The organism is Nitrospira sp. (assembly GCA_024998565.1).
Lineage (GTDB): Bacteria > Nitrospirota > Nitrospiria > Nitrospirales > Nitrospiraceae > Nitrospira_A.
Map to the genome: position 1 here is coordinate 188,487 of JACOEM010000001.1, position 25,244 is coordinate 213,730.

Sequence of the window (25,244 nt, forward strand, 5' to 3'; positions counted from 1 at the left end):
GGTTCTTCATGCCCGCGGCCTGGAGCCGCCCGAATCCACCGCACAACCATCGACAGTCGAAACCACACACCATGAGTTCAACTATGAAGCCTCACGATCCATACAGACTCCCGCGCCATGTCATTCCGTCTCACTACGACTTGCGTATCGAGCCCGACCTCCAGGCATACTCATTCACCGGCCACGAGGTCGTCACACTGACGGTGACCGAACCGACGACTGAGATCATCCTGAATGCGACCGAATTGGAGGTCTCGACGGCGACCTTGTCCGGCGAAAAAACGTCCCCGCGCACCGGAACCGTGCGGATGGACGAGGAGCATCAGCGATGCCACCTCTCCTTCCCGTCAGTCATTCAACCCGGCGCCTGGAAATTGAACCTGGCCTTTCGCGGCACACTGAACGATAAATTACGCGGGTTCTATCGCAGCAGCTACAAGGATGAACAGGGCAATTCACACAGTCTGGCCGCGACCCAGTTCGAAGCGACCGACGCACGGCGGGCGTTTCCCTGTTGGGACGAACCCCAGTTCAAAGCCGTCTTCGCCGTCACTCTGGCAATCGATCCCGCACTGACCGCCATCTCGAATACCCGGATCGTGGACGATCGGCAAGAAGGCGGGAAGCGGGTGCTGCGCTTCGCCGACTCCATGAAGATGTCCACGTATCTCGTGGCCTTCATCGTCGGGAAACTCGACGCCACAGCTCCCACCATGGCCCGGCAGACCCCGGTCCGCCTCTGGTCCGTGCCCGGCAAACAACACCTGACCCCGTTCGGTCAGGAAATCGCCGTCTACTCGCTCAATTTCCTCGCCGACTACTACGGCATTCCCTATCCGGGCGACAAGCTGGATCTCATCGCCATCCCAGACTTCGCGTCCGGAGCGATGGAAAATCTGGGTGCGATCACGTTCCGTGAAACTGCCCTTCTGCTGGACCAGCGCACGGCCACACATGCGGAGCAGGGACGAATCGCGGACGTGGTCGCGCACGAGAATGCCCACATGTGGTTCGGCGACCTCGTGACCATGGCCTGGTGGAACGGGCTCTGGCTCAACGAGGCCTTTGCCACTTTCATGGAAATGCTGGTGGTGGATGCCTGGAAACCGGAGTGGGAACGCTGGACAGCCTTTGGCGTCTCACGCGCTGCCGCTCTGTCGGTCGACGGCCTGCTGAGCACGAGGCCGATTGAGTTCCCCGTGCGCGCGCCCAAAGAAGCCGAAGCCATGTTCGACGTGCTGACCTATGAAAAGGGAGCCTCCGTCCTGCGCATGCTGGAACAGCATATCGGTCCGACGGTATTCAGAGACGGCGTCCGCCACTATTTGACGACGCATGCCTACGCCAACGCAGAGACGACCGACCTGTGGGTCTCGCTCGCGCATGCCTCACAACAGAATGTTCCGGCACTCATGAACGAATGGATCTTCTCGCCGGGATATCCCTTACTCTCGCTTGCCGTCGACTCTTCCTCCACCCTGACACTCACGCAACGTCGCTTCACATATGCCGAAGACTCTGCGGCGGCATCCTCCGAAGCACCGGCGCAACTCTGGCAGGTCCCGATTCAGTTGCGCATCCACACCGCGAGGGGGGCTGAAACCCGGCGTGTGCTGCTCAGCGATCGGGAGAACCGTATCCCGCTCCCGAAGGATTGGACAGCAGTGCTGGCGAACGAGGGCGGGCACGGATTCTATCGCGTTCGATACAGCACCGAGCTCCTCAGCGGTCTGCAACAGACGGGGCATCAGACCATGGCTCCCGTGGAACGGTTTAATCTCCTGAACGACACCTGGGCCGCCACCATCGCCGGCATGGTGTCACCCGCCGACTATCTCAGTTTGACGGAACATTTCCGTGGCGAACAGGACCCGCATGTCTGGGCGGTGATGCTAGGCTCGTTCTCCACCATGAATCACATGCTGAGCGAGGAGGATCGACCGCTGTTGGCTGCCGTTGTGCGCAATCGCCTGACTCCCACATTCCAAAATCTGGGATGGACACCGCGTGCAGACGAGCGCGATCTTGTCAAAGAGCTGCGCGGTGACATGATTCGCGCCTTGGGCACATTAGGTCGCGACCAGACGGTGCAAGCCCAGGCGTTGGAAGCCTATACCGCGCTGCAGCAGCAGACTCGACCGATCGACCCCAATGTGATCCCGGCGCTCGTTTCCATTCTAGCCTTCACAGGCGACGCGGCTCGCTACGAGGAATTTCTCAACCGCTTCCACAAGGCCTCCACCCCGCAGGAAGAGCGTCGCTATCTCTTTTCACTCGCGGCCTTCCGGATACCCGACCTGCTTGAGCGCACCCTTGCAAAAACCCTGACCGACGAGATCCGCACCCAAGATGCGCCCTTCCTCGTCAGCAGCCTGTTGCACAATGTGTACGTTCGTGAAAAAGCCTGGGAGTTTGTGAAGACCAATTGGGAGCGCATGGACCGGCAGTTTCCCAAGAGCGGCCTGCGCCGCATGTGCGGAGGGATCACCGGTCTTTCGACTCCGGAATTGGAGCGGGACGTCCGAGCGTTCTTCACATCCCGAAAGATCGACCTGGGGGGGAAGACTCTGGAGCAGTATCTGGAGCAGCTGCACATCGCCGTGCGATTCCGTGAACGCGACCGCGACGCCATTCGCGCCGTACTGGCACGCGCCGCGATGTAGTGGGAACGACCGAAAACATCCAGCCGGCCGTCACTCGTGCCGGAGCACAGTCAACGGAGGCTGCCCGAGCAGACGGTACGTACTGAGGAATCCCACGACCAGGGTGAGCAACACGGTGCAGCCCAGCCCAATGCCCAGCAACGACGGTTCCAGCGACCAAGGCAACTCCAAAATATAGCGCAGAATCGCCCACGAAAAGAGGCTGGCCAGGGCGACGCCGATTACCCCCGCCACGCATCCCAGCACTGCATATTCCGCGGCAAACGACCGGGCAATTAACGCACGGGTCGCGCCGAGAGCCTTGAGAATCACGGCCTCATAGAGACGACGATACCGCGTAGCCGCCAGAGCCGCCGCCATGACGAGTGCCCCGGCCAACAGACAAAACAGCGCCACCGCTCGGATGGCCAGGGACAGCCGGTCGAGAACCCGGGCGAAGCTGCTTAACACCTCGCCGATGTTGATCGCCGTCACATTGGGGAACGCGGCCACCACGGCCGATTGCAGCGCCACCTCATCCTGCAGGGACACCCGCACCGTCGCGACATAGGTCATCGGCGCCCCGTCCAATGCTCCCGGCGAAAAAATCATATAGAAATTCGTGGAGAAATTTCCCCACTCGACCTTTCTGATACTGCTCACCTCAGCCCGCATGATCGTCCCCTGGATATTGAGGTCCAGGATGGTACCCACATCAATCCCGAGACTCTTTGCCGCTTCCTCTTCGACGGACACCTGCGGTCGCGCATGGACCTGCCCCGGCTTCCACCAGGCGCCTTTGATAATCTTATTGTCTTTAGGCAACCGTTCGAGAAAGGTCAGCACGTACTCACGATTCACATACCAGTTCTTCCGCTTCTCCTCTCGCGACTGACTGGGCTGGTCTTCCTGTTCGGACTCCCGCTCAGCCGTGACCGTGTGGCCATTGATCGCATGCAATCGAGACCGCACCAGCGGAGTCAGATCAGGAGCCACATCGCCGGTGCGCCGATGAATCAAGGCGGAAAAGCCCTCAGCCTGATCGGGTTGTATATCGACAAAAAAGAACGTCGGTGAATCGTTCGGTCGATTCTCGCCGACCTGACGCACCAAGGCCTGTTCCAGCAATGCAATCGCGAGAATCACCATGACTCCGACACCGATGGAGACCATCACCCCCAGGGTTTGGCCTCCGGGACGTTGAATGTTGCCGAGTGCCTGGCGCAGAGAAAGCGCGCGCGGGCTGGGTAACGCACCTATCCCGAGAAGAAGTGCTTTCGCGGTGACGGTTAACGCCACTACAGCGACTAGGAGGCCGCCGATAAAAAGCCCCCCGATCGTCAGAGATCCGGCCTGCCACACCGAGAGACCCGCCAAACCAAGCCCAATGCCGGACGCCGTGACGGCACGAACAGGATCCGCCGTGACGACCCGTATCCCGCGGCGCCACGCCGAGGTCTCAGGCCGAACACCGGAACGGATTGCCTCCTCCACTTCACGCCTAAAAATGACCGCAGGCTTGATGGCTCGAATCGTCAGGAGCGGCCACAGACTGAACAAAAGTGTGGCCAACACCCCCAGGCCCAAGCCCTTCGAGAGCGGTGCCAACGCCGTCCAAGACAGCACGGACGTGAACTCAACCTGCTGCAGAACATCCGTCGCAAGCAAGGTGGAGACCGCCTGCGGCAACACGGCCTGCAACAGGAGCCCTATTCCAATACCGACCGCGCTGCCCAGCAATCCCAATCCGACTGCTTGTCCCAGATACGAATAGATGATGGTCTTCGTGTCGGCGCCCAATGTCTTGAGGATCGCAATCGATTGGAGTTTTTCCCGAACGAACGCTTGAATCGACAAGGCCACGCCAATCCCACCGACAAACAACGCCGTCAATCCCACTAGCCCCAAGTACCGGGCCAGCTGGTCGAGAAACTGCTTGAGCTGTGGCTGAGCATCCCGATAGGAAGACACCCGTGCGGACTCCGCGGAAAGGCGCCCCCGGAGCTCATAGAGCAGCGGGGACAGGGCCATGGCAGTGGGTAACTTGAGGAGATGCCGTTCGCGAAGGCGACTTCCGGGTTTGACGAGGTCGGCTGCTACGAGACCGTCTTGGGAAATCAGCACGCGCGGCCCCAGGCTGAACATATTCGCCATTCGATCCGGCTCGGTATGAATGACGCCGGTAATCAGGAATGACGCCTGTCCGATTTTGATCGCATCGCCCACGACCAACCCCAATCGAATCAGGAGGCTTTCCTGAACCACTGCCCCGCGGCAGGTCTCCCGACAACTATTTCCGGTCGGCCGAAGCAGTTCCATCAGCGGCCGGTCAGGCTCAACCCGGACAATTCCATAGAGGGGATAACCCGATTCGATGGCTTTCAATTCGACCAGTTGCGTCACATCTGCCGCGCCTTGTGCGCGATCAACTCGTGCCACCATCGCAACCAATTCACTCACTCGTGTGCGCAGAATCCCGCGCTCTGTGAGCCCTTGAAGCACGGCCGAGCCTGCCGCACCCACGGGTCTGGACAGGCGAATCTCCAGGTCTCCGCCCAGCAGGCCGCGCGCTTCCTTCAGGACGGCCCGCTCAACATTGGCTGAAAAGAGTGAGACCCCGACCACGGCCCCGACTCCCAGGGCAATGCAGCCGAGGAAGTACAGAAAGTGCCGCCAGGCCGAACGTAGTTCCCGCCAGGCCATCATGAGCCAGAAGGGAATCATGGTTCGAGATCAGGCATCCTATGGTGGAGTGACGCCAGCTGATCGGAGGCCACACGCCCATCCCGGAGCGTGATCACCCGTTCCATGGAAGCGGCCAGGTGCTGGTCGTGGGTGACCAGGACCAGGGTCGTCCCGGCATCGCGGTGCAAGGCCATGATCAATTCGATCACCTGCTGCCCTGTGGAGGAGTCGAGATTGCCGGTCGGCTCATCGGCCAACAGAATCGGCGGGCGACAGGCAAACGCACGCGCCACTGCGACCCGTTGTTGCTCTCCTCCAGACAGCTGAACCGGATAGTGCGACATCCGATGTCCTAACCCCACCGCGTGCAGCAATTCCTCCGCTCGCCTCGGGGCCTGAGAGTCGCCCGCGAGTTCAAGCGGTATCGACACATTTTCCAGCGCCGTGAGCGTTGGAATGAGATGAAACGATTGAAAGATATACCCGACATTGGCCAAGCGCAGTCGCGCCATCGCCTGTTCACCGAGCGCCGTGATCTCGACCCCGTTCAACCAAATAGTTCCAGATGTCGGTCGGTCGAGCCCCGCAATCAGGCCTAAGAGCGTGGACTTACCGCTCCCGGAAGGCCCGATAATCGCTACCGTTTGTTTTTCCGGAATGTCTATCGTGACATCGTCAAGAATGGTCACCGTCTGACCGCCTGCGGCCAACTGCATCGTCACATGCTGAGTAGCAATCATTGCTTGGATGATTCCTCGATGGAGTGCCCGCAAAACGATTTCATATTATACTGTACAGATGCTGACCTGCTCGGAGCTTTTGAAGTCTATCGCGCGCCTGGGAACGGCTTGCCTCATGGCATGGGTCCTCAGCGGACTATCAGGATGCGATCAGTCGAATACATCCACTGTTCCGTCCTCGTCCGACGGCCTTGTCTCCGCCACTCCTCCATCCGCCGAACACACGCCCCCGCGCGAATCGATTCCGGCCACGCCGACCCCGCCTCCTGATGATCGACCCCGCATCATCGCGTTTGGAGACAGCTTGACTGCCGGACTTGGAGTCACCCCGGAGCAGTCTTACCCGACCCAGCTTCAGAAACAACTCGACGCCTTAGGCTATCGCTATCAAGTGCTCAATGCAGGGGTCAGCGGGGATACGTCAGCAGGAGGACTCCGCCGTGTATCCTGGGTCCTTGCCGGCAAGCCGCGGGTGGTGATTCTTGAGTTGGGTGGGAATGACGGACTGCGCGGCCTCGGGTTGCCTGAAACCCGGTCACACCTCGACGCGATCATCCGACAGTTCAAGGATGCTCACGTACGAGTGATCTTAGCGGGAATGAAGCTCCCCCCAAATTACGGCGAAGAATACACCGCTCGATTCGAAGCCATATATCGGGATCTCGCGCGGCTCCATGGGCTTCCACTTATCCCATTTCTACTGGAGGGAGTAGGAGGGGAAAAGGCCCTCAATCAAGCTGACGGTATCCACCCGACGGGGGAAGGGTATCGTATCGTGGTCGAGAACGTCCTCCGGAGCCTGCTTCCTGTGTTGAAGGACGCATCCACCAACAACTCGTCAGCGAAAAAGAAGCAGGCGTGAAACATCCTCCCCGCCACATCAAGCGGGTGAACATTTCACGCCATGAAGTCCTGAAAGCCGGTTAACTCTTCTTGAAGAAGGTGTCGTAGACCCCGAAAGCCAAGATCAGAGCGATCAAGGTATAATACAGGCCCGTGATTCCACTGTAGTCCGGTGGACCTTCACTGACATTGGCAAACGCACTGGTTGCCTGAAGCGCCCCAATACCGGCAATCAATCCTGCTATCAGCTTGTTCATGATCCCCCCTTGTAATCAAGGAATACCCAAAGAGGCCCGCATTGTACTGAAGTGACCATGGATGACGCAAGGGGGTTTCACAGAGAGGGAATTAGAGAGAAATCGGGGTGAGAGCTTCCAGTACCACCGACTGGCGAATCAGGCCTTTCCCAAAGACTTGAGCATCAAAGACACCTCTCGGCAGGTATCCGAAAGACCTTCCAAGCGCCGCCCCTTGTCCGTCAACAGGGCGGCCATCGCTTTTACCTCGACTTCGACCTGCTCAACCTGCCGGGCAAGATCGGTCGTCTTGCTTGCCGCAGCCTTCTGCACCTCAATCTCCCGTTGAAGGTCTCGGCAAATGACCTGGAGGGATTTGGATTCTTTGACTGAAGCCTCCAGATCCTGAGTGAGGCGCGCCACCACAGCCTCTCGGTTGCGAATGTCCGCATCAAGCTCGACCTGTGCACCTTCGCTCTCTCGCCTGCGGTCATCCATCTGTTGGATGACCTGGGTCCAGGTCGACACGAGGCCCGGTCCGATAGGAGGTTGGTCAGGAAGGGACTTGCCGGATTGAATCGCCTGAACTGTTCGCTGCATCCACTCTGTAAATTGGTTCAATTCACTCAACTTCACATCACCGGAAGGCACGGCAGAAGCGACTGGTTTTTCTGCTTCGAGGCGGGGAGCGGCGACTCTGGGCTTGGGGACGATGCGAGCCTTTGACCAGCGCTGATACTCAAGCAGTGCGGCCACTCCGTGGCGGCAGATCGGCTGCTCAGATAACGTGCACGAACACCTGGCCTCCAGATGTCCATCAATGAGGCGAATCGTCTGCTCGTACAACCCGGAATTGCCCATAACCGACGACGTCACTTCCGTATCCGACGCATCCGTCATTTGCACGCGGCGTTCCGCCTGATACTGCTTTCCGATTTGAAACGCGTTGGGCTCCACCACCGAGCTAATCATGGACGCTTCCAACAAACTCAGACGATCGGCCGAACACGCGATTCTGCCCTTCATAGTGCCACCTGTGGAATGATTTGTACCGCTGAGTCGTCCTTGCAGCTTACCGAATGATCGCCGCAGTGTCATGGAATCACCACTTTTGACGTCCACCTGTCCAGCGAGGCCTGAGTGTATGACAGGCGCTTCTGAACGGCCATCCCGCAGGCGGGGGGAATTGTGAGGAATGGATCGAAGCCAAGAAGACTGTTCTTGCCGCCACTGGAGATTCTTATCGGCAGCGTCGAGGGGGTCCTTGAGCCCCCTGGGGGGTCAGCCACACATAGTCGGCAATCCCTTCTTGCATGGCCTGATGCAGCTCCACAGCCCGCTCTCGCTCGAATGTGGCCATATAGACCGTGACCTGCTTGAGCCCTTCCGGAACCCGTCGAGCCACCCGATCCGGAACCGGTAGCCGAAATTGCACATGGCCGCCGCCCGTATAACTGAGCAGGGGGCCCTGAGCAGGGCTGGCCTCGACACGTCGTTGCTTCAGCGCTGCGGCCAGGGTCTTCGCCATCCCCTCGTCTCTGACCATAGAGGCTTCGTACATGGTCTGATAGTCCTCGGGGGAGCCACCGCCGTGGCAGTCCTGGAGTTGAGATAAAATCCGGGACCGGTAGGCAGGCGCATCCACGATGTCCTCCCCCTCCATGCCCCATTGACGCCACTCGGGCTGTTCCTTGGCTTGGATCAAACCCTGCTTGACCACCTGCCGGATCAGACTCTTCGGGGGATTCATTGCCAGAAGCGGAAGATGTTGATCTTTCGCGAACTGCGCCAAGGGCTCGTAATCTTCAAACGCGCCGCCCCAATTCTGCTTCCACAAGACTTGCTCCAGGAACTCGGAGCGAACAATCTTTTCCGAACGCAGATAGCGATCGAGTGCCGGCTGACCGTCCCACCCGAACATTTCCATCGCGAGCCACGGTCGACGACCGTGGCTCATAAGGGTGCGCAACACCGCCAACGCCGCGTCAATATGCGATCGATTGTGATGCTCTTCTCCCAGGTAGATCACATCGTATGCGGCCAGTCCCTCCAGCCACGGCTGCATCGGTACCGCGAGACCGGTCCTGGCATCCACCACCTGGCCCACCGCCCATACGTCCCAGGCCTGATGGGTGACAATCGCTGAGCGATCTTTCGCCTGGCAGCCGAACATCATCAAGATAAGACCCAGCAGGGCCAGCAACCGTCCCGAGACTGGGCGAGTCTTCCGGACAAACGATGGAGTGAATGTAGTCATATGGTCTACCTAACATACGGACCCGGTAGCCGCAAGGCAGCTCCCTTGACTCCCTTACGACAGGCCCGATACTCTGCCCGCACGCACAGCAGCTCTTAACCCCACGCGACACAGAAATCCTTACAACGCTGATCGCATCATGCACGTTGACTCTGACAACCTGGCGGCCTTTCGGAAGCAGATCACTTCGGCACGGTCACTGGATGCACAAGCCTGGGAGGCCTCGCGTCACCTGGTCAACGCGGCTCACTGGCCGATGACCCTTCAAGCGCTGGTCGATGCGATCGAAAATTCGGGTGTCCCGGATACGATCAAACGCAGCCTGGTTGAAGCCCTGCCGTCTGTGCACGAGAGCACGAATCGCATCGCCTCCGCGGAATCGCTCAAGCACCTGACGGGACTTCCGACCTCCAAAGCCTTACGAGCTCTGTGCATTTTTTTTGGAGTGCGCTCGAAACCATCATCGAAATGGCCGTTACCGGCGGTCACGGCAGACACCATCGACGTATTGATCCGCCGGCACCACAACCCCTTCGACCTGCTGACACAAGAGAACCCGGCTTCCGTCTTGGATCTGGGAGCCGGTGACCTTTCGTTTGCCGAAGAGCTGGCCACCCAGTACGAACCTCAGCTTGCCGCCCAAAGCAGGCCCCTCATTTTACACTGCCTTGACCGGCTGGATCCCGGCTCGCAACTGGGCGGTCCCCTGCACGCTCATCCGCTTCGTCTGAACCGTCTGCGTTCCAGACCCGGACTGCAATTTCGCTTTTACGGCGATCAAGACATGTTTGCACTCGCCCCGCTCGAACAGGATCAACGTCTTGCCGAGCGCTATCTGATCGTCACGTGCTGGGCACCGGCCACCCCGACCTTTGCCTACGAACCCACGCGCCTCTCCCCGGCCTGTCTGGCTGAAGAGCTGCGACGCACAAAAGGCGAGTCCCGACAAGTCCGGCATGGCAAAGAGTCCGCCCTTGAAGTGCAACACGCTGGTCGGAGTCTCCTTTTTCCGCCCTGGAAATTCGATATCCGCGGCCCGCTTGCCCTCTTGGAATTGATGGCCACACGCGGAGCGCTCTGCGTCTTGGGAGCTGTTGACTCCCAAGTATTTTGGGAAATCCTGTCGCAATTGATCGAAGATCCGCGGGTCAGACCCCGTGATCTCATCCTGTCTGCTCAGAATGTACCCGAGGTCTTCGGGGATACCTACCACAAGCTCTCAGCCCTCCCGATCGGCGGGTCCTGCCTACTATCTGACCTCACACCGTTGCGCCGGGCTTTTCCTTCGGCGCTGCGCACCCCTGCCGGCCGGACCGCAACCTACCGATTCCGACAAGTGACCATTCAGCGCGGCGCCCTGTTCGAAGGTCGTCCAGCCAGCAGCACGGCCCGGCGGTTTCAGGGGATGGCGGAAGAAACTCCCCCCTGGTTTCTTACTCTCGTTCCTGAACCAGTCCAGACGGCGTGACAGGCTCACAAAAGTCGCGCCAGCGTGGCAATCCCTACAGCTTCCGCCTGGCCTCCCGCATGAAAGTCCGTATAAATTGACGGTCTCCAGACCCTTTGTTAGACTTCTGGCATCACGTCCCTGGTGCCGGCCGTAACCCACGTCAGATACATCCCATCGTGAATTCTTCTCAATCTATCAAATCGTTACAAGACAATATCGCGCAGGTCATCAAAGGGAAACCACGGGTGATCGAAATGGCCGTTGTCTGCCTGCTGGCACGCGGGCACCTCCTGATCGAGGACGTACCCGGCGTCGGGAAGACCACATTGGCCCATAGCCTCGCGCGTTCCCTGGATTGCTCCTTCAAACGTATTCAATTCACCAGCGACCTCTTGCCCTCCGATATCGTCGGCATTTCCATGTTCAACCGCCAGAAACAAGCGTTTGAGTTCATGCCGGGCCCACTGTTTGCCAACATTGTCCTGGCCGACGAAATCAACCGCACCACGCCGAAGACTCAAAGCAGCCTCCTCGAAGCGATGAGCGAATCCCAGATTTCCGTCGACAACCAAACCTATCCGCTCCAGCAGCCGTTTATGGTCATCGCCACACAAAACCCGGCGGAATATCACGGCACCTTCCCGCTTCCCGAATCGCAGCTCGACCGATTCCTGATGCGACTTCGCATCGGCTACCCGACTCCGGATGAGGAAAAGAAAGTGCTGGATCGCCCCCAGCTGCTGCACCCGGCCGACGAAATTCAACCGGTACTGAGCGCGCAGCATATCGTCGATCTTCAAGCGCAGGCGGAAAAGGTCCGGATGGAAGACAGCCTGATGGACTATCTCCTCGCCATCGTGTTCGCCACCAGGCACAACGAACTGCTGTCGTTAGGCGTGAGTACCCGGGGCGCCCTTGCACTGTGCAGAGCGGCGAAAGCCCTGGCTCTGGTGCGCGACCGGACCTATTGCCTCCCCGAAGACATTAAAGAGCTTGCGCCGACCGTCCTCTCGCACCGTGTCATGCTCAGTCGGTCCCGGGGGATGCGCACGAACACCGTCGAACAGACGGAACGGGTCATTCAAGACATCCTTGAAACAGTCCCGGTTCCCGTATAACAACCGCCAGGGGTTGAACAGCGGCATCGCGCGAAATGTCGCCAGTAAGCGGTCTGGCCGGCAGTAGTCCATCAGCGTGGCAACCAACGACTTCCAGGCTCTATTCCGCCGACTGTTCCGGGATCGCACCATCCGGGTGACAACGGAAGGCGTCCGCTTTCTGTTGCTGACCCTGGCCGTCGGGATCGCCGCCGTCAACACCGGCAATAATCTGTTCTACCTCCTGCTGGCCATGATGCTGAGCCTGGTCGTGCTGTCCGGGTTGCTGTCTGAACAATGTGTGCGGCGACTGGATCTCCATCGGCACCTCCCGGACTACCTCTTCGTCAATCAGCCGACCACCGCCACGCTTCGAGTCGTCAATCACAAATCACGTCTCCCGAGTGTCTCGTTACGCCTCCTCGATGTCGTTGCCGGAAAAGATCTCGATCGGGGAATTCATATCACGCACCTCGCGCCTGCCGCCTCCACCCTCTGCTCGTACCCGCTACTCGTGCGGCAGCGTGGGCACTACCGGCTCGAAGGAGTCCGGATCGTGACCCCGTTTCCATTCGGCCTGTTTTACAAGAAGTCCTTCTATCCACTCGAAGCCACGCTGATCGTCTGTCCGGAAATCATTCCCCTTCCGCCACTGCACCTGCTGGAACTGAATGCCCTGGGGCAGGATTTCGCGCGGGCCCGGCGCGGGCCGGGGAACTCACTGTACAACTTGCGCGAATTCAGGCCGGGGGACGATTCCCGCGCCATTCATTGGATGACCACAGCCCGCACCTCGAAGTTAATGCTCAAGGAAACCGAGGCGGAGGATAGGCGGTCGATCACGTTGGTTATCTCGACCGTTGCGCCGGACGAGGCGGAGAACAGCTTCGAACGGGGACTCTCGATCGGCGCCTCCCTCATTGATCACTTTCTGAGAGACGGGTACCAAGTCCGGTTGATACTGGGCGATCAACAGGCCCTTCTCGCCTGCGGCACCGACCAGGCCCTGCATCTCTTTCACGCTCTGGCGCTCTGCGAGCGACGCCCGACGGAAACGGGAGCTGCGATCCGACATTCCATGGCACGGGCGCTTGCAGAAGTGCATGAAGGCCCGACGATCCTGCTCTCACCCTGGACCGATCCTGCCCGAAATGAGGAAGTTCCATCGGTCGATTACATCGTCTCTCCCCAGTCACACAGAGAGCTCTTCGATGACGCTGGATCGAGCCTTTCGGCTTAGCTCAATTCTACTGGCGGCAACCGGCTTCGCGAGCCTGACGCTCGCGATTGCCCTGCCAGTCTGGCTTCTCGCCTTGGCCGGTGCAGCCTTCGCCCTGGCGCTCCTGCGAGTGAATCCCTCCTCAGGCCTGTCCGGAGTCGTGCAACAAGTCCGCCTCTCTGCTCTGACATGGAATATTTTCCTCCTCCTCGCCTTCGCAGGCTTCTGGATCGATCTGTTACTCGTCTCGCAGGAACTTCTCCCGGCCGGGATCCATTTCCTCGTGCTGCTCCTGGTGAATAAACTCTCGAACCTCGACCAGCGGCGGGATTTTCTTCACCTCTATGCCATTAGCCTCATCACGCTTCTGGCCTCCGCCGCGCTGACCACGCAAATCTGGTATGCCCCCTTCTTCTTGGTCTATCTGGTGGCCGGAGTCTGGACGCTGCTCCTGTATCACCTGCTGCAGGAACACGAAGAGAGTACCGGTCATCAGGTGCTCGGCAGCCAAGCGGCACCGCTCGACTCGACACTGCCGCACATGACGGCCCGCTTTTTCTGGACGACCAATGCGATGGCAGCCGGCGCGTTCGGCCTCACATTGCTCTTTTTCTTTTCGATCCCACGGGTAGGGGTTGGCCTGTTGCAACATTCCCATGGGGAAAGCCTGCGAACGACGGGGTTTTCAGAGCAGGTCGATCTGGGCGTCATGGGCCCGGTGAAGCAGGATCCCAGCATCGTCATGCGCGTGGAGCTGCCGGACGGTCCCGGAACTCCCTCGGCACGGGGGCCGCTGTATCTCCGCGGCGTCGCCTACAATCGGTATGACGGAAAATCCTGGAGCAACAGTCTGCTGCACCGCCGTATGCTCACGGAAGTTCCCCAAGGCACCTTCACGCTCCGAACACCGGGCGCCAAACCGCCGCCCCAGGCACGCGCGCTCCGACAGGATATTCTGCTGGAACCGCTCGATACGGCCGTGCTGTTCGGCGCCCCCCTTGCCTTCGCGGTCAAGGGCGACTTCCACTCGGTCCAATCCGATCTGATGGGATCGCTGCACCTGGCGTTTCCTTCTCATAGCCGCATCCAGTACACAATCTACTCCGTACCGACCAGCATCAATCCGGCAGAGCGGGTCGCCGCCGCGGTGCTGTACCCGGAGTTTATTCTTCAGCAGTATTTACAGATTCCAGCCGTCAGCCCGCAGATCGTTGATCTCGCCCATCGGGTCACTCAACCGGCCACCAGCATCTCTCAGGCCGTCAGCCTGATCCACTCGCACTTGCTCGCCAACTATCGCTACAACCTGGACGTGCCCTCGCTCCAATCGGCTCACCCGCTTGAAGACTTTCTCCTGACTCGGAAAACAGGCTATTGCGAACATTACGCCACCGCGATGGTGGTGCTGCTCCGCGCCAGCGGGATTCCGGCCCGACTGGTCACAGGATTCCTTGCAACTGAATGGAATGAGTTCGGCGGCTACTATACGGTTCGACAGCGGGACGCCCATGCCTGGGTGGAGGTCTACTTCCCACGGTCAGGCTGGATTACCATGGATCCAACGCCTCCGGCTCCGGAGAACATTGGGCAAACCTGGTGGCAATCTGCGGGTCGTGTGATGGACTCGGTCCGGCTTCAATGGGATCGCCTCTTCGTCCACTTCAGCGCAAACGATCAACTCACTGTCGTACAAGGCCTTCGGGAGAGCGGCGAAGCCGTTCGGGCAAAGCTCTCCGAATCTCTCAACTCCCTCTCCGCCCAGAGCGCCGCGATATTCCGTCGGTTCATGTCCTCGTTCACAACGGCCGGGATACCGGAAACCCTACTCTTGATCATTCTGGCCATCGGCGCAGCGTCTGCGGGTCGACTGCTGCTGCGGTCGTCTCGACACACAACGTCACCGCCGGATGTGCTTTCAGCGCATCAACGCACCGTCGTCACGCTCTACACCAATATGTTGCACTGCCTTGCGCAACGCGGCATCGTGAAGTCAGCGAGCACGACCCCCATAGAGTTGCTTCGCCATGTTCAAGAAGAATGGGCTGAAGCCTGGCCCTTCGCTGATGCCCTTACACAACTCTATACTCGAGTCCGGTTCGGTCACGCTTCCCTCACGCCCGAAGACCACAGCACCGCCGAAAACCTGCTGCGCAGGCTCCACACACTGGAACGAGCGACCACCCGCTCACCACAATAATGCTGAGTGAGGCCACGCTTCAGACGTGGAATGAGACAAAAGAGGATAACCAGGAGCGAAAGAAAGCGGCGTGCGCGGCCGGAAAGTCCACCCGCTAAGACAAGTCCTGACAGGGCGAACAAGACTATAGATGATGCTCAGCTAGGATTTCACCGGGCAAAGGGACGGATCAAGGCACGAACCGTGGTTGTCCGGAACGATATGGGTAATGAGCGTGGCGAGGAGGAGTGTGAATTGGAGCGGGAAACGGGATTTGAACCCGCGACCCTCGCCTTGGCAAGGCGATGCTCTACCACTGAGCTATTCCCGCTTCCACCGACAGAAGAAGCGGGATTCTACCGGCCATGCGTAAAGACTGTCAAGCCGGGCAGCAGAAATATCGTCATTACCGCGACTCTACGTAGCTGCCTGAGCGGGGCCACCATCACAACCGACCATCTGCACGAAGCGCGGATGGCCCCTCTTCTCGAAAAGATACAGCCTTTCGACTCAGACCTGCGTGCTTCTTCTGTCCACTTGACGGACCTGCGAGGCTTGAGTAGAGTGATTGCAATGACTGCCTACTCTATCCTCATCAGCGAGGGACCCTTAGCGTGACCTCACGTCCTCAGCCGTCCGCCCCGTTTGCAGCACAGGCCATTCCCTTCGACGAGTATCTCGCTTCGGGCAAGATCCCCGAGGGGCTTCTCACGAGTGAATACATCGGGCAACAGTTTGTTGAGCGATTGGTTCACTACGTACTGAGTGTTCCGGCCGGGAGCTACACGATGGCACAACTCAGTCGTCTTCTCGAGGAGTTGGATCCACGCGCCCAAGTCTTCTTCTTCAAGCGACTGAAAGAGAATAGCCCCGATAGTCTGAAAGATTTTGCCCCGCTGTATTACGGATTCATGAACGAGTTTCATTCCCTCCTGTTTACGTAAGTCACTGCCCAGTAAAAAAATACCTTGTCGGCCTCCCATTCTCAGGTATAATCACGAGAACCTCTTAATGAGCCAAGGAGCACTATGAATCCCACGTTACAGCGCGCCGTTACGAGTTTTTATAATCTGGTGTACGAAGCCCAGACTTTCGCAACCACCATGTCCCGAATCGACACCGCCGAACAGGAGCACTATGCCGGGCGGATCGAGGGGCTGAACTGGGTTTTGGATCGCTGTCAGGAGCTGGAGGACATGGATGCCAATATCACTCCCACGACACTGCAACGTGTCCTGACGGAAGTGAAATCGGACTTGGATCATGAGCTCTCCGTACAGCGGCGCGAAAAAGGCCGACGGGCCGACGGACGCGAGGAAGCCCTGACCTTTGTGGCGGACTACTTGTCCAGCCTGATCACGGCAACTGAGATCGAATCCGCCAAAACCTCCGTGTAACCGCCTGTCGATTGTCTCCAGGCTTATCCTTCGTCATGGCCTCCTCCGAGGGCGACTATGGCCCGTGAGTGGATCATCTTCGCCGTTTGTCTCGGCTTGGGAGGCCATATTGCCCTGGCCGTGGTCTTGCACGCGCCTGACCTGTGGCCATGGAGTAAAGCCTGGCTCTACGGGTTGCTCTCAGGCGTCGCGCTCTACGTCGTGGTTCAGGTCGTCCGTTCACTCTGGTGGATTTTACGAGGCAGGAACGCCGAGGAGCCGGAAACACCCGAGGATCAACGCATCGGCCACCCCTGATACCAACCTGACGGGCATCGCCCTGTTGCACCGCATCCACCTCCCTCAGTAGAATACCGCTCATGCAACCGCGTTCAAACAGACCCTCGCCTCCCAGTTGGCCGCCACGCGCCATACGACCGCGCCCCGCATCGTCACAGCCGGGCCAACGCCAGACAGATCAATATGACTCGTTTAACGCCTCCCTGCTGTACTGCGGACAATGCCGCCAGGCGACTCCGACACGTCAACGGCTCCTGCTCGTCCTGCCGACAGGCAATCTCTACGAATACTTCTGTGCTCAATGCGGAGCCTCGACCGGCTCAAAGACGGAAAGTGCTTCGGCGGAAGGTGGACTGCTCGCCCCGTAAGCATACGTACCGCAATCCACCGTCAAACGTTCACTCCAGCACGTGCGTTCACCCATAACAGGCCGAACCTTACGTCGGGGGCATCACTGCCTATGGCGAAGTGCGAACGCTTGCCGAGGGAGGACTCGCATGAAGGAAGAGAGGACCGGGGGAGGGTAATCAGGAAACCTGATCGAGAGGGATACCCTCGTCGATCAACATGACAGGAATGTCTTCTCGCACCGGGTAGAGAATCTTGTTGTCGGACCGGATCAATCCTCCATCGAGCTTCTCCGTGACCGGCTTTTGGGCTTTATTTTTGAGCGCCCCGCGCTCAATCGCACCGTTCACCTTTTGAATCAACTGCTCGTCGGCCAGAGCCACGGCCTGCTTTGTTTCGGGGCAACACAGTATGGCTAACAGATCCTTGTCGAGATTCACCTTTTTTCCTGCGGCATCGCTCACAATATCTCTCACAATCCCACCCGATAGGGGTGACTGAACGGTTACCGGAAAGATAGTCCAAATGAATCGACAGATCAAGAAGATACCAAATCGCCCCCCTTTCTGATATCGTCATTGGTCGATTCCCCTTCACTCACCAATATCGGGACGGGACGTGACTGCTTCGCATCGACTCGGACGCATTTTCCTTACCGGACTCCTCGTGCTGCTTCCGGCTTGGACAACGTTTCTCATTTTGGCCGCGCTGTTCGAGACACTGGATTCCTTCTTGCTCAATCTCATCGGCCGGCAGATCCAGCCCTATGCCCCGGGCCTCGGCCTTCTGCTGCTCATTGGAATGGTACTCACGGTCGGGGCCATTGCGACGCAAGTCATCGGACAACGAGTGGTGCATTGGACCGAGGCCCTCCTGGACCGGATTCCCTTGATTCGCAGCATCTATATGACCCTCAAGGGCATGACGGATTTACTCAACTACCGGGCGCGCTTCGGACAAAGCACCGTGGTGGCCTTCCCGTTTCCACGCGACGGCCTTTGGGCCCTCGGCTTTGTCATGGGCTCTCCACCGGCGGCACTTCAAATCGCACCGATGGTGGAATTGGTGATGGTCTTTGTCCCGACCGCCATCCATCCCTTCACGGGATACTTGGCCATGATTCCCAAAACACAATTGCACCCGCTGAACCTGTTGCCGGAAGAGGCATTGAAGTTGGAGTTTTCAGCAGGACTCTATCGCCCCTTACCAGGATGGCTGACGTCGCCGGCACGGAACCCGTCATGAGCCGAGTCGATAGCCTGACCGTACGTCCCGCCACACTGGACGACCTCGACGCGCTCACGACATTCAGCGCCGCCATGGCCCTGGAAACTGAGCAACGCACACTGGATCGCGCACGCTTACGCCTGGGAACCCAGGCGGTTCTCGAGCAGCCTGAACGAGGGCGGTTTTACGTGGCAGACTTGCGGCCGGAGCCGCCAGCCGATAGAGTAACCGTAGGCCAGCTGCTCATCACATACGAGTGGAGCGATTGGCGGAACGCCCAATTCTGGTGGATCCAGAGTGTGTATGTGCACCCTGACTGGCGACGCAAAGGCATCTATCGGTCCATGCATGGCGCCATCATCAACCTCGCGCAATCGCAACCAGGGGTGTGCGGCGTCCGGCTCTACGTCGAAGGCGACAATCACATCGCCAAATGCGTCTATCAACGAGTCGGGCTCTTGCCATCCAGCTACCAGGTGTACGAATCTGATTTTGTCCTGCCCAAACCACACAACGTCGCCACAAAGGCGTAAGTCAGTCCGATCGATGTCCGCATAAGGAGGGTCACATGCGACGAGTGAGTGTGCTTTTGGTTCTGATGCTCCTGACATTGAACGCCTGCGCGTTCAGCCGGGGCACCCTCGGCGACGAGATCAAGACCGACACCGTCAACTCGATCAAGAAGGGAGTAACCACCAGGGCGGAAGTCCTGGCTCTACTCGGCGCCCCGGACCGACTCCTGCAACTGAACGGACGTGACCTCTTTCAGTACTACCGGTACGATGCCAAGGTCGGCAGCCTGCTGTTGATCGTGCTCAATTTTTCGCGCGTGTCGGTCAAGAGCGATGATCTGTTTGTGGTGATCAACCGCGAAGGGACCGTCGAAGAGGTGATCGCGTCAAAACGGACAGAGGGCCTGGAATTCCGCTTCTGGCCATTCGGAGACTAAGGTCATGACAGGCTGGAACCGCTCTGTCACACTGCTGTGCTCCGCAGTCATTGCCCTGGCTTTGGCCGGCTGTAACGTGGCTCGCCTCACGATCAACACCCCCCTGACGCCTGAATCGGTGGCCTTCATTGCGAAAGGCCGCACCACCCTGGCCGATGTCGTCGACACACTCGGAGCACCGGATTCCATTACCGATACAGAAACTGGAACCATCGTCACCTACCGGTTCCTCAACGCCAAATATTCGCGGGTCAATTTCGGCTGGTTACTGAAACCCTGGTCGCCCGTGGATCCCGACCTCGTGTTCTCGCGCTCCGGCCTGGGCACAGACGCGTTCGAACTCCTGTGCGACGACCATTGGATTGTCACCCACCATGCCTTCGTGCGCCACCGCCCGGCACCGCCGTTCACACCCTATCCCTTCTGACTCCTTTGCCCATAGGCCTCACATCGGTGAATTGCCGCCCCCGGTACATCTCGTTATAATGCCGCTCATGGGTGCAGGTTCTTCCGACGAGTCATCGAGCCAACAGCCCCCCGGCACATCATCCTCCTATATCCCGGCGGATCACGACATCGACTTTCTCCAGCGCGACGAACTGCGCCCCCTGCGCCTCGGGCTGGAGTTGCTCAAGCCGGAATTGATACAGACAGAGCAGGGTATCCGCTCGACGATCGTGGTCTTCGGAAGCGCACGGCTGCTGGAGCCATCGCACGCACGCCAAGCCCTGGAACAAGCCTCGGCAGCATTGCAGGCCTCCCCCGACGACCCAACCTGTCAGCAACGTGTCGCCGTCGCCGAACGCCGTCTCGCCCTCTCGCGATACTATGATGTCGCCCGGGAATTCGGCCGGATTGTGTCCTCAACCTGCCAGATCGACGGGCAATGCGACTACGTCATCGTCACGGGTGGAGGCCCGGGCATTATGGAGGCGGCCAATCGTGGAGCCGCGGACGCAGGCGCCAAGTCGATGGGGCTCAACATCACGCTGCCGCACGAGCAGCGCCCCAATCCCTACATCACTCCAGACCTCTGTTTTCAATTCCGGTATTTCGCCCTGCGCAAGATGCATTTTCTCCTCCGAGCCCGGGCGCTGGTCGTGTTCCCCGGTGGGTTCGGCACACTCGACGAACTCTTTGAGACACTAACCCTTCTCCAGACCGGCAAAACGCGCAACATCACGATCATCCTGATGGGGCAAGCCTTTTGGGAGCGCCTCATCAATTGGCCGCTGTTGATTGAAGAAGGCCTGGTGAGCCCCGAGGACCTCTCGCTCTTCCACTTTGCAGAAACGGCTCAGCAGGCCTGGGATCTCATCAGCCGAAGCCATGGAGGCCCGTCCGCCCGATGAAACTCTCATTCCACGGAGCCGCGCGATCCGTGACGGGAAGCCGCCATCTGCTCGAAATGCCCGGCAATAGAATTCTCCTGGATTGCGGCCTCTTTCAGGGACAGCGCCAGGAAGCGGACCGTCAAAACCGGTTTCTGGGATTCGACCCGCGCTCGATCCAGGCCGTGTTGTTATCCCATGCCCATATCGACCATTCCGGCGCTCTTCCCGTGCTGGGCAAACATCAGTTCCGCGGGAATGTGCACATGACCCGCGCGACCGTCGATCTTGCCGCGGTGATGCTAGAGGATTCGGCCCGCCTGCAGGAAAACGATTGCGCCTATCTGAACAAGAAAGAAAATCGTCGGGGTAAGCGCTGCCTGCAACCCTTCTATGAGAGCCGCGATGCCCGCGCGATCATTCGTCGCTTCGTGGGTGCGCGGTACGGGGACACGATCAAGGTCACCCCTCGCGTCACCGCCTCCTTTCACGACGTCGGGCACATTCTGGGCTCCGCCGCCATTCGCCTCAAATACTCCGCGCGCGGCAACAGTACGACCGTGCTCTTCTCAGGTGACTTGGGACGGTCGCAGATGCCGATCCTCCGCGATCCGACTCCACCGCCAAGCTGTGATGTGCTGATCATCGAATCCACCTACGGCGACCGCCTGCACGAGGAAGCCGGAGAGGCGCTGACCCAAAAAGCCCAGCAACTAGTCGCCCATGCCAAGGAACATAGGAGCAAGATCATCGTGCCCGCATTCGCGCTCGGGCGCACGCAAGACCTGGTCATGCGAATCAAACGATTGGTGGCGGAGGGGCGAATCGACCCGCTCCCGATTTATATCGATTCGCCTCTGGCCTCGAAAGTGACAGACGTCTTCCGAAAACACCCCGAGTGTTACGACGAAGAGACCTTCCGCACGTTCACATCGGAAGGGGATCCCTTTGCGGCCCGATATATTCGTTATGTCTCCTCACCGGAAGAAAGCAAACGACTGAATGAGATGAAAGGCCCCTGCGTGATCATCGCCTCTTCCGGCATGTGCGAGGGAGGGCGCGTCGTACACCATCTCAAACATGGCATCCAGGACGAAGCCAACATCATCGCCATCGTGGGATTTCAGGCCGAGCATACGCTGGGGCGCAGACTGGTTGAAGGATGGGATGTTGTGCCGATTTTCGGGATCCCGACGCCGCGCCGTGCTCAGGTGGTCGTCTTTAACGGATTGTCGGCCCATGCGGACCGGAACGATCTGCTTGCGTACGTGCGGGCGATCTCTCCCGCCCCTCAGCAAGTGTTCGTGGTCCACGGAGAAGAAAAACAAGCCTTGTCGCTGGGAGCGGCCATTCAGACCGAACACCCCGGGATGGCTGTCGTAGTCCCGGCTAAAGACAGCATATACGAGATCTAGCCCCGCTGCTCGGGCACGCCCACTCAGGGAGGAGATCGGTAGGCATGAACGCATCAAGAATGAGCTGCCACCTGACTATGGCCTGTGCCCTGACGCTTGTGACTGCCTGCGCGTCGCCGGTCTGGAGCCTGGACATATCGCCCGAGTCGGCGGACCAGGGCCGGGTCCGGGCGCGCGCGTTGGGGCTGCACATCGGACAATTTCAGCCCGGTCCCTTGAATGCCATCACCGATGTGCCGGGGGTCAAGGTCGGCCAGGTGACGCTGATGCAAGGGGACGGCCCCCTGCAGCCCGGACAGGGGCCGGTCAGAACCGGCGTCACGGTCATCGTGCCACGAGAAGATGTGTGGCACAAGAAAGTCCCGGCCGGAGCCTTCATCCTGAACGGCACCGGAGAAATGACCGGACTATCCTGGGTCGCGGAATCGGGCTTTCTCGAATACCCCATCGCACTGACCAACACACTGAACGTGCCTCGAGTTGCCAATGGCGTGATCAGCTGGATGCTCAAGCAATATCCCGGCATCGGCATTACCGACGACACCCTGACCCCCGTCGTGGCGGAATGTGACGATGGACGATTGAACGACATTCAGGGTCGCCACGTCTCGGAAACCGATGTCATGCGGGCCTTGGATGAAGCCTCCTCAGGCCCTGTGGCGGAAGGCAGCGTGGGAGCCGGAACCGGCATGATTTCCTATGGATTCAAAGGCGGCATCGGCACGGCCTCGCGGCGGCTCCCTGAGGCCAATGGCGGATTTACGATCGGGGTGTTGGTGAACGCCAACCATGGCCGCAGACCAGAACTCACCATGGGCGGGGTACCGGTCGGACAACGGTACGGTGCCGCTCTAACCCAATCCAGCCTGTCGCCGGAACAGAATTCGAGCTCCCTTCACGCCTCTCGCGAAAGGACCAGCGGGAACGCCGAAGGGTCGATCATCGTCGTCATTGCCACCGATGCGCCGTTGGACAGCCGGCAACTGACCCGCCTTGGGAAACGTGCCGCGCTCGGGCTCGCCAGAACCGGCTCAACCGCCCGCCACGGGAGCGGGGATTTCATGCTGGCCTTCTCCACCGGCAACGTCATCCCCCATTACCCGTCCGACCCCACCTTTTCACTCACCCATCTGGCCGACACGCACCTCAATCCGGTGATAACCGCCACGGTTGAGGCCACAGAAGAGGCGATTCTGAATGCGCTCACCGGAGCCAGCACCGTCACCGGGCGCGACGGGTTTCGAGCCGAAGCCATCTCCATCCCTCGTCTGCGTGAGCTCCTATCCACCGGTGCCACGCCCGGCCCCTAACAGCCCGCCATCTCCCCGGCTGAGAGCCGTCGATACCTTGCTTTTGCAAGGCCCCACGGCTATTCTCCTGGCTGATCCGTACGTCATCCGGAGGGCTATGGCTGATTATCCTATCGGAGGTGGCCTCACACTTCTGACCGCGCTCGAAAAGAACGGCAAGTTCGCTGAATTTTTACAGACGCGCATGACGCAAGCACTGGAAACCCAGGACCCGACCGAACTCCACTACTTGCTCGCCCAGCTCGATGACTACCATTCGTATATGTGGCGCTATTACAAAAAACTCGCGTCGGACCGACCTGAGCGCATGAATCCTGGCGTCTAATCGCCCCAGGCACGTTACTCCCTGATCCGATCGGCAAAGACAGACCTGTGATTCTGACACCTCCATCAACACTGCGGTTCGCCTCCGCTCTCACTCGTCACGCCGACGTGCAGACTGCAGCCGACGAGTTGATCCGATCTATTCGTGAACAATTGGGCTCTTCCCGCATTGATGTCGCCTTCCTGTTTATCTCCGCCCAACATGCCGATCAGGCCGATACGCTCTCGCATGCACTCCGCACGGCACTCGGCCCCGATACCCTGGTCGGCTGTACAGGAGAGGGAGTCATTGCCACCGGACGAGAAGTCGAAACGGGACCGGCCGCAACCCTGTGGGCGGCCCATTTGCCGGGAGTCATCGCACATCCGTTACGACTGTCGTTTTCAAGCGTCCACGATCAGTTTTCACTGCGTGACTGGCCTGAACTGGACTATGGAGGCGAATCGGCCCCCGTCCTGCTCCTCTTCGCAGATCCCTTCTCCACTCCGCTGCAAGACGTGTTGGGCGTCATTGAGGAGCGTTACCCGCAGGCTCGTGCGCTCGGCGGGCTGGCAGGTGGCGGGCAGGATCTTGCCGAGAATCGTCTGTTTCTGGATGACGAGGTGTACAGCGACGGCTTGGTCGGTGTCGCGCTCTCCGGAAACATCTCGGTTCGCACCGTGATTTCACAAGGCTGTCGTCCGATCGGAGACCGGTTCATCGTCACAAAGGCGGAGCACAACGTCATTCAAGAACTCGGCGGAATCCCGGCCTTGCATTGTTTGCAGACGGTCTTCGGACAACTCTCCATGGATGAACGCGCGCAGGCGCAACGGGCGCTCCATATCGGTATCGCCATGGATGAGCAACGCGCACAATTTACCCGCGGGGATTTTCTGATCCGCAATCTCCTTGGAGCAGATCAGCAAACCGGGGCTATTGTCGTCGGTGACGTCGTCCAGGAAGGACAAACCGTTCAGTTCCAAGTCCGGGACGCACAGTCCGCAGACGAGGATCTCCACGCGTTGCTCGCGGCTTCCCGTCTCGATGAATCACAACGACCATTGGGGGCGTTGCTGTTCAGTTGTTGCGGACGCGGGAAAGGACTCTTCGGGGTTCCCAACCACGACGCCTCTGTCCTGGGGGAGCAACTGGGCGCTATTCCTCTGGCGGGATTTTTCGCGCAGGGCGAGCTGGGACCGGTCGGCGGACGTAATTTTCTCCACGGCTATACGGCGAGCATCGCCATCTTTTCTGAACCGGATCGGTCAGACAGACAAAGCTCGAATCATTGACTACCGTCAGCGCATGCAGGTCGCGCCACCGGACCGGCAGACAG

24 protein-coding genes and 1 tRNA gene are annotated in these 25,244 nt (G+C 59.3%); 18 read left to right on the top strand and 7 right to left on the bottom strand.

Translation table 11 applies throughout. The features are described 5' to 3' along the window. The first annotated feature begins 83 nt into the window (after positions 1-83). The gene (locus H8K11_00965; GenBank protein MCS6262302.1) at positions 84-2,663 is read left to right on the top strand and encodes a M1 family metallopeptidase; all 2,580 of its coding nucleotides are present in this window, start codon (positions 84-86) and stop codon (positions 2,661-2,663) included. A gap of 30 nt (positions 2,664-2,693) precedes the next feature. Here the strand turns inward: H8K11_00965 and H8K11_00970 are convergent, their stop codons facing one another. Continuing rightward, positions 2,694-5,366 carry an FtsX-like permease family protein gene (locus H8K11_00970; GenBank protein ID MCS6262303.1) on the bottom strand — a complete coding sequence of 891 codons (2,673 nt, stop codon included), beginning with the start codon at positions 5,364-5,366 and terminating at the stop codon, positions 2,694-2,696. Beyond that, positions 5,363-6,067: an ABC transporter ATP-binding protein gene (locus H8K11_00975; GenBank protein ID MCS6262304.1), complete on the bottom strand. Its 705-nt coding sequence runs from the start codon at positions 6,065-6,067 to the stop codon at positions 5,363-5,365. Before H8K11_00975 ends, H8K11_00970 begins: the two co-directional genes overlap by 4 nt. 58 nt (positions 6,068-6,125) lie before the next feature. Between H8K11_00975 and H8K11_00980 the strand changes: the two genes are divergently transcribed. After that, on the top strand, positions 6,126-6,929 hold the full coding sequence (locus tag H8K11_00980) for an arylesterase (protein ID MCS6262305.1): 804 nt from the start codon (positions 6,126-6,128) through the stop codon (positions 6,927-6,929). 61 nt (positions 6,930-6,990) lie between these two features. Here H8K11_00980 and H8K11_00985 read toward each other — a convergent pair whose 3' ends face one another. From H8K11_00985 to H8K11_00995, 3 genes are all read right to left on the bottom strand, one after another. Then, on the bottom strand, positions 6,991-7,167 hold the full coding sequence (locus tag H8K11_00985) for a hypothetical protein (GenBank protein ID MCS6262306.1): 177 nt from the start codon (positions 7,165-7,167) through the stop codon (positions 6,991-6,993). Positions 7,168-7,305: 138 nt separating this feature from the next. Then, positions 7,306-8,118, bottom strand: coding sequence for a hypothetical protein (locus H8K11_00990; protein ID MCS6262307.1), 813 nt, complete (start codon positions 8,116-8,118; stop codon positions 7,306-7,308). Positions 8,119-8,386: 268 nt separating this feature from the next. Beyond that, complete coding sequence (locus H8K11_00995; protein ID MCS6262308.1) at positions 8,387-9,403, bottom strand: ChaN family lipoprotein; 1,017 nt, start codon at positions 9,401-9,403, stop codon at positions 8,387-8,389. A 139-nt stretch (positions 9,404-9,542) separates the two neighbouring features. On the opposite strand from H8K11_00995, the gene H8K11_01000 reads away from it, so the two are divergent. From H8K11_01000 to H8K11_01015, 4 genes are all read left to right on the top strand, one after another. Beyond that, positions 9,543-10,871, top strand: a complete 1,329-nt coding sequence (locus H8K11_01000) for a hypothetical protein (protein MCS6262309.1) — start codon at positions 9,543-9,545, stop codon at positions 10,869-10,871. Between the two features lie 95 nt (positions 10,872-10,966). Continuing rightward, positions 10,967-11,971, top strand: coding sequence for a MoxR family ATPase (locus H8K11_01005; GenBank protein ID MCS6262310.1), 1,005 nt, complete (start codon positions 10,967-10,969; stop codon positions 11,969-11,971). A 76-nt stretch (positions 11,972-12,047) separates the two neighbouring features. After that, a complete protein-coding gene (locus H8K11_01010) occupies positions 12,048-13,190 on the top strand; it encodes a DUF58 domain-containing protein (protein MCS6262311.1) in 1,143 nt (380 codons plus the stop codon). Next, a complete protein-coding gene (locus H8K11_01015) occupies positions 13,162-15,366 on the top strand; it encodes a DUF3488 domain-containing transglutaminase family protein (protein ID MCS6262312.1) in 2,205 nt (734 codons plus the stop codon). The genes H8K11_01010 and H8K11_01015 overlap by 29 nt, the downstream gene beginning before the upstream one ends. A gap of 235 nt (positions 15,367-15,601) precedes the next feature. Here H8K11_01015 and H8K11_01020 read toward each other — a convergent pair. Then, a tRNA-Gly gene (locus H8K11_01020) sits at positions 15,602-15,676 on the bottom strand. A gap of 283 nt (positions 15,677-15,959) precedes the next feature. Between H8K11_01020 and H8K11_01025 the strand changes: the two genes are divergently transcribed. The 3 genes from H8K11_01025 (at position 15,960) to H8K11_01035 (ending at position 17,039) form a co-directional block, all read left to right on the top strand. Continuing rightward, the gene (locus tag H8K11_01025; protein ID MCS6262313.1) at positions 15,960-16,289 is read left to right on the top strand and encodes a hypothetical protein; all 330 of its coding nucleotides are present in this window, start codon (positions 15,960-15,962) and stop codon (positions 16,287-16,289) included. Positions 16,290-16,373: 84 nt separating this feature from the next. Further along, positions 16,374-16,742 (top strand): hypothetical protein, encoded by a 369-nt coding sequence (locus H8K11_01030; protein ID MCS6262314.1) that lies wholly within the window; start codon positions 16,374-16,376, stop codon positions 16,740-16,742. A gap of 57 nt (positions 16,743-16,799) precedes the next feature. Continuing rightward, a complete protein-coding gene (locus tag H8K11_01035; protein MCS6262315.1) occupies positions 16,800-17,039 on the top strand; it encodes a hypothetical protein in 240 nt (79 codons plus the stop codon). 509 nt (positions 17,040-17,548) lie between these two features. On the opposite strand, the gene H8K11_01040 is transcribed toward H8K11_01035, so the two are convergent. Next, the gene (locus tag H8K11_01040; protein MCS6262316.1) at positions 17,549-17,848 is read right to left on the bottom strand and encodes a hypothetical protein; all 300 of its coding nucleotides are present in this window, start codon (positions 17,846-17,848) and stop codon (positions 17,549-17,551) included. 139 nt (positions 17,849-17,987) lie between these two features. Here H8K11_01040 and H8K11_01045 point away from each other — a divergent pair, with 139 nt between their 5' ends. The 9 genes from H8K11_01045 (at position 17,988) to H8K11_01085 (ending at position 25,200) form a co-directional block, all read left to right on the top strand. After that, complete coding sequence (locus H8K11_01045; GenBank protein ID MCS6262317.1) at positions 17,988-18,614, top strand: DUF502 domain-containing protein; 627 nt, start codon at positions 17,988-17,990, stop codon at positions 18,612-18,614. Further along, on the top strand, positions 18,611-19,129 hold the full coding sequence (locus tag H8K11_01050) for a GNAT family N-acetyltransferase (protein ID MCS6262318.1): 519 nt from the start codon (positions 18,611-18,613) through the stop codon (positions 19,127-19,129). Before H8K11_01045 ends, H8K11_01050 begins: the two co-directional genes overlap by 4 nt. A 35-nt stretch (positions 19,130-19,164) precedes the next feature. Then, positions 19,165-19,545, top strand: a complete 381-nt coding sequence (locus H8K11_01055; protein ID MCS6262319.1) for a hypothetical protein — start codon at positions 19,165-19,167, stop codon at positions 19,543-19,545. Positions 19,546-19,549: 4 nt separating this feature from the next. Further along, positions 19,550-19,972, top strand: a complete 423-nt coding sequence (locus H8K11_01060; protein ID MCS6262320.1) for a hypothetical protein — start codon at positions 19,550-19,552, stop codon at positions 19,970-19,972. Between the two features lie 58 nt (positions 19,973-20,030). Next, positions 20,031-20,897 carry a TIGR00730 family Rossman fold protein gene (locus H8K11_01065; GenBank protein ID MCS6262321.1) on the top strand — a complete coding sequence of 289 codons (867 nt, stop codon included), beginning with the start codon at positions 20,031-20,033 and terminating at the stop codon, positions 20,895-20,897. Beyond that, positions 20,894-22,291 carry an MBL fold metallo-hydrolase gene (locus H8K11_01070; GenBank protein ID MCS6262322.1) on the top strand — a complete coding sequence of 466 codons (1,398 nt, stop codon included), beginning with the start codon at positions 20,894-20,896 and terminating at the stop codon, positions 22,289-22,291. Before H8K11_01065 ends, H8K11_01070 begins: the two co-directional genes overlap by 4 nt. A gap of 59 nt (positions 22,292-22,350) precedes the next feature. Beyond that, positions 22,351-23,601: a P1 family peptidase gene (locus H8K11_01075; GenBank protein ID MCS6262323.1), complete on the top strand. Its 1,251-nt coding sequence runs from the start codon at positions 22,351-22,353 to the stop codon at positions 23,599-23,601. Between the two features lie 97 nt (positions 23,602-23,698). Further along, positions 23,699-23,926 (top strand): hypothetical protein, encoded by a 228-nt coding sequence (locus tag H8K11_01080; protein ID MCS6262324.1) that lies wholly within the window; start codon positions 23,699-23,701, stop codon positions 23,924-23,926. 47 nt (positions 23,927-23,973) lie between these two features. Then, on the top strand, positions 23,974-25,200 hold the full coding sequence (locus tag H8K11_01085) for an FIST C-terminal domain-containing protein (protein MCS6262325.1): 1,227 nt from the start codon (positions 23,974-23,976) through the stop codon (positions 25,198-25,200). Positions 25,201-25,244 lie beyond the last annotated feature (44 nt).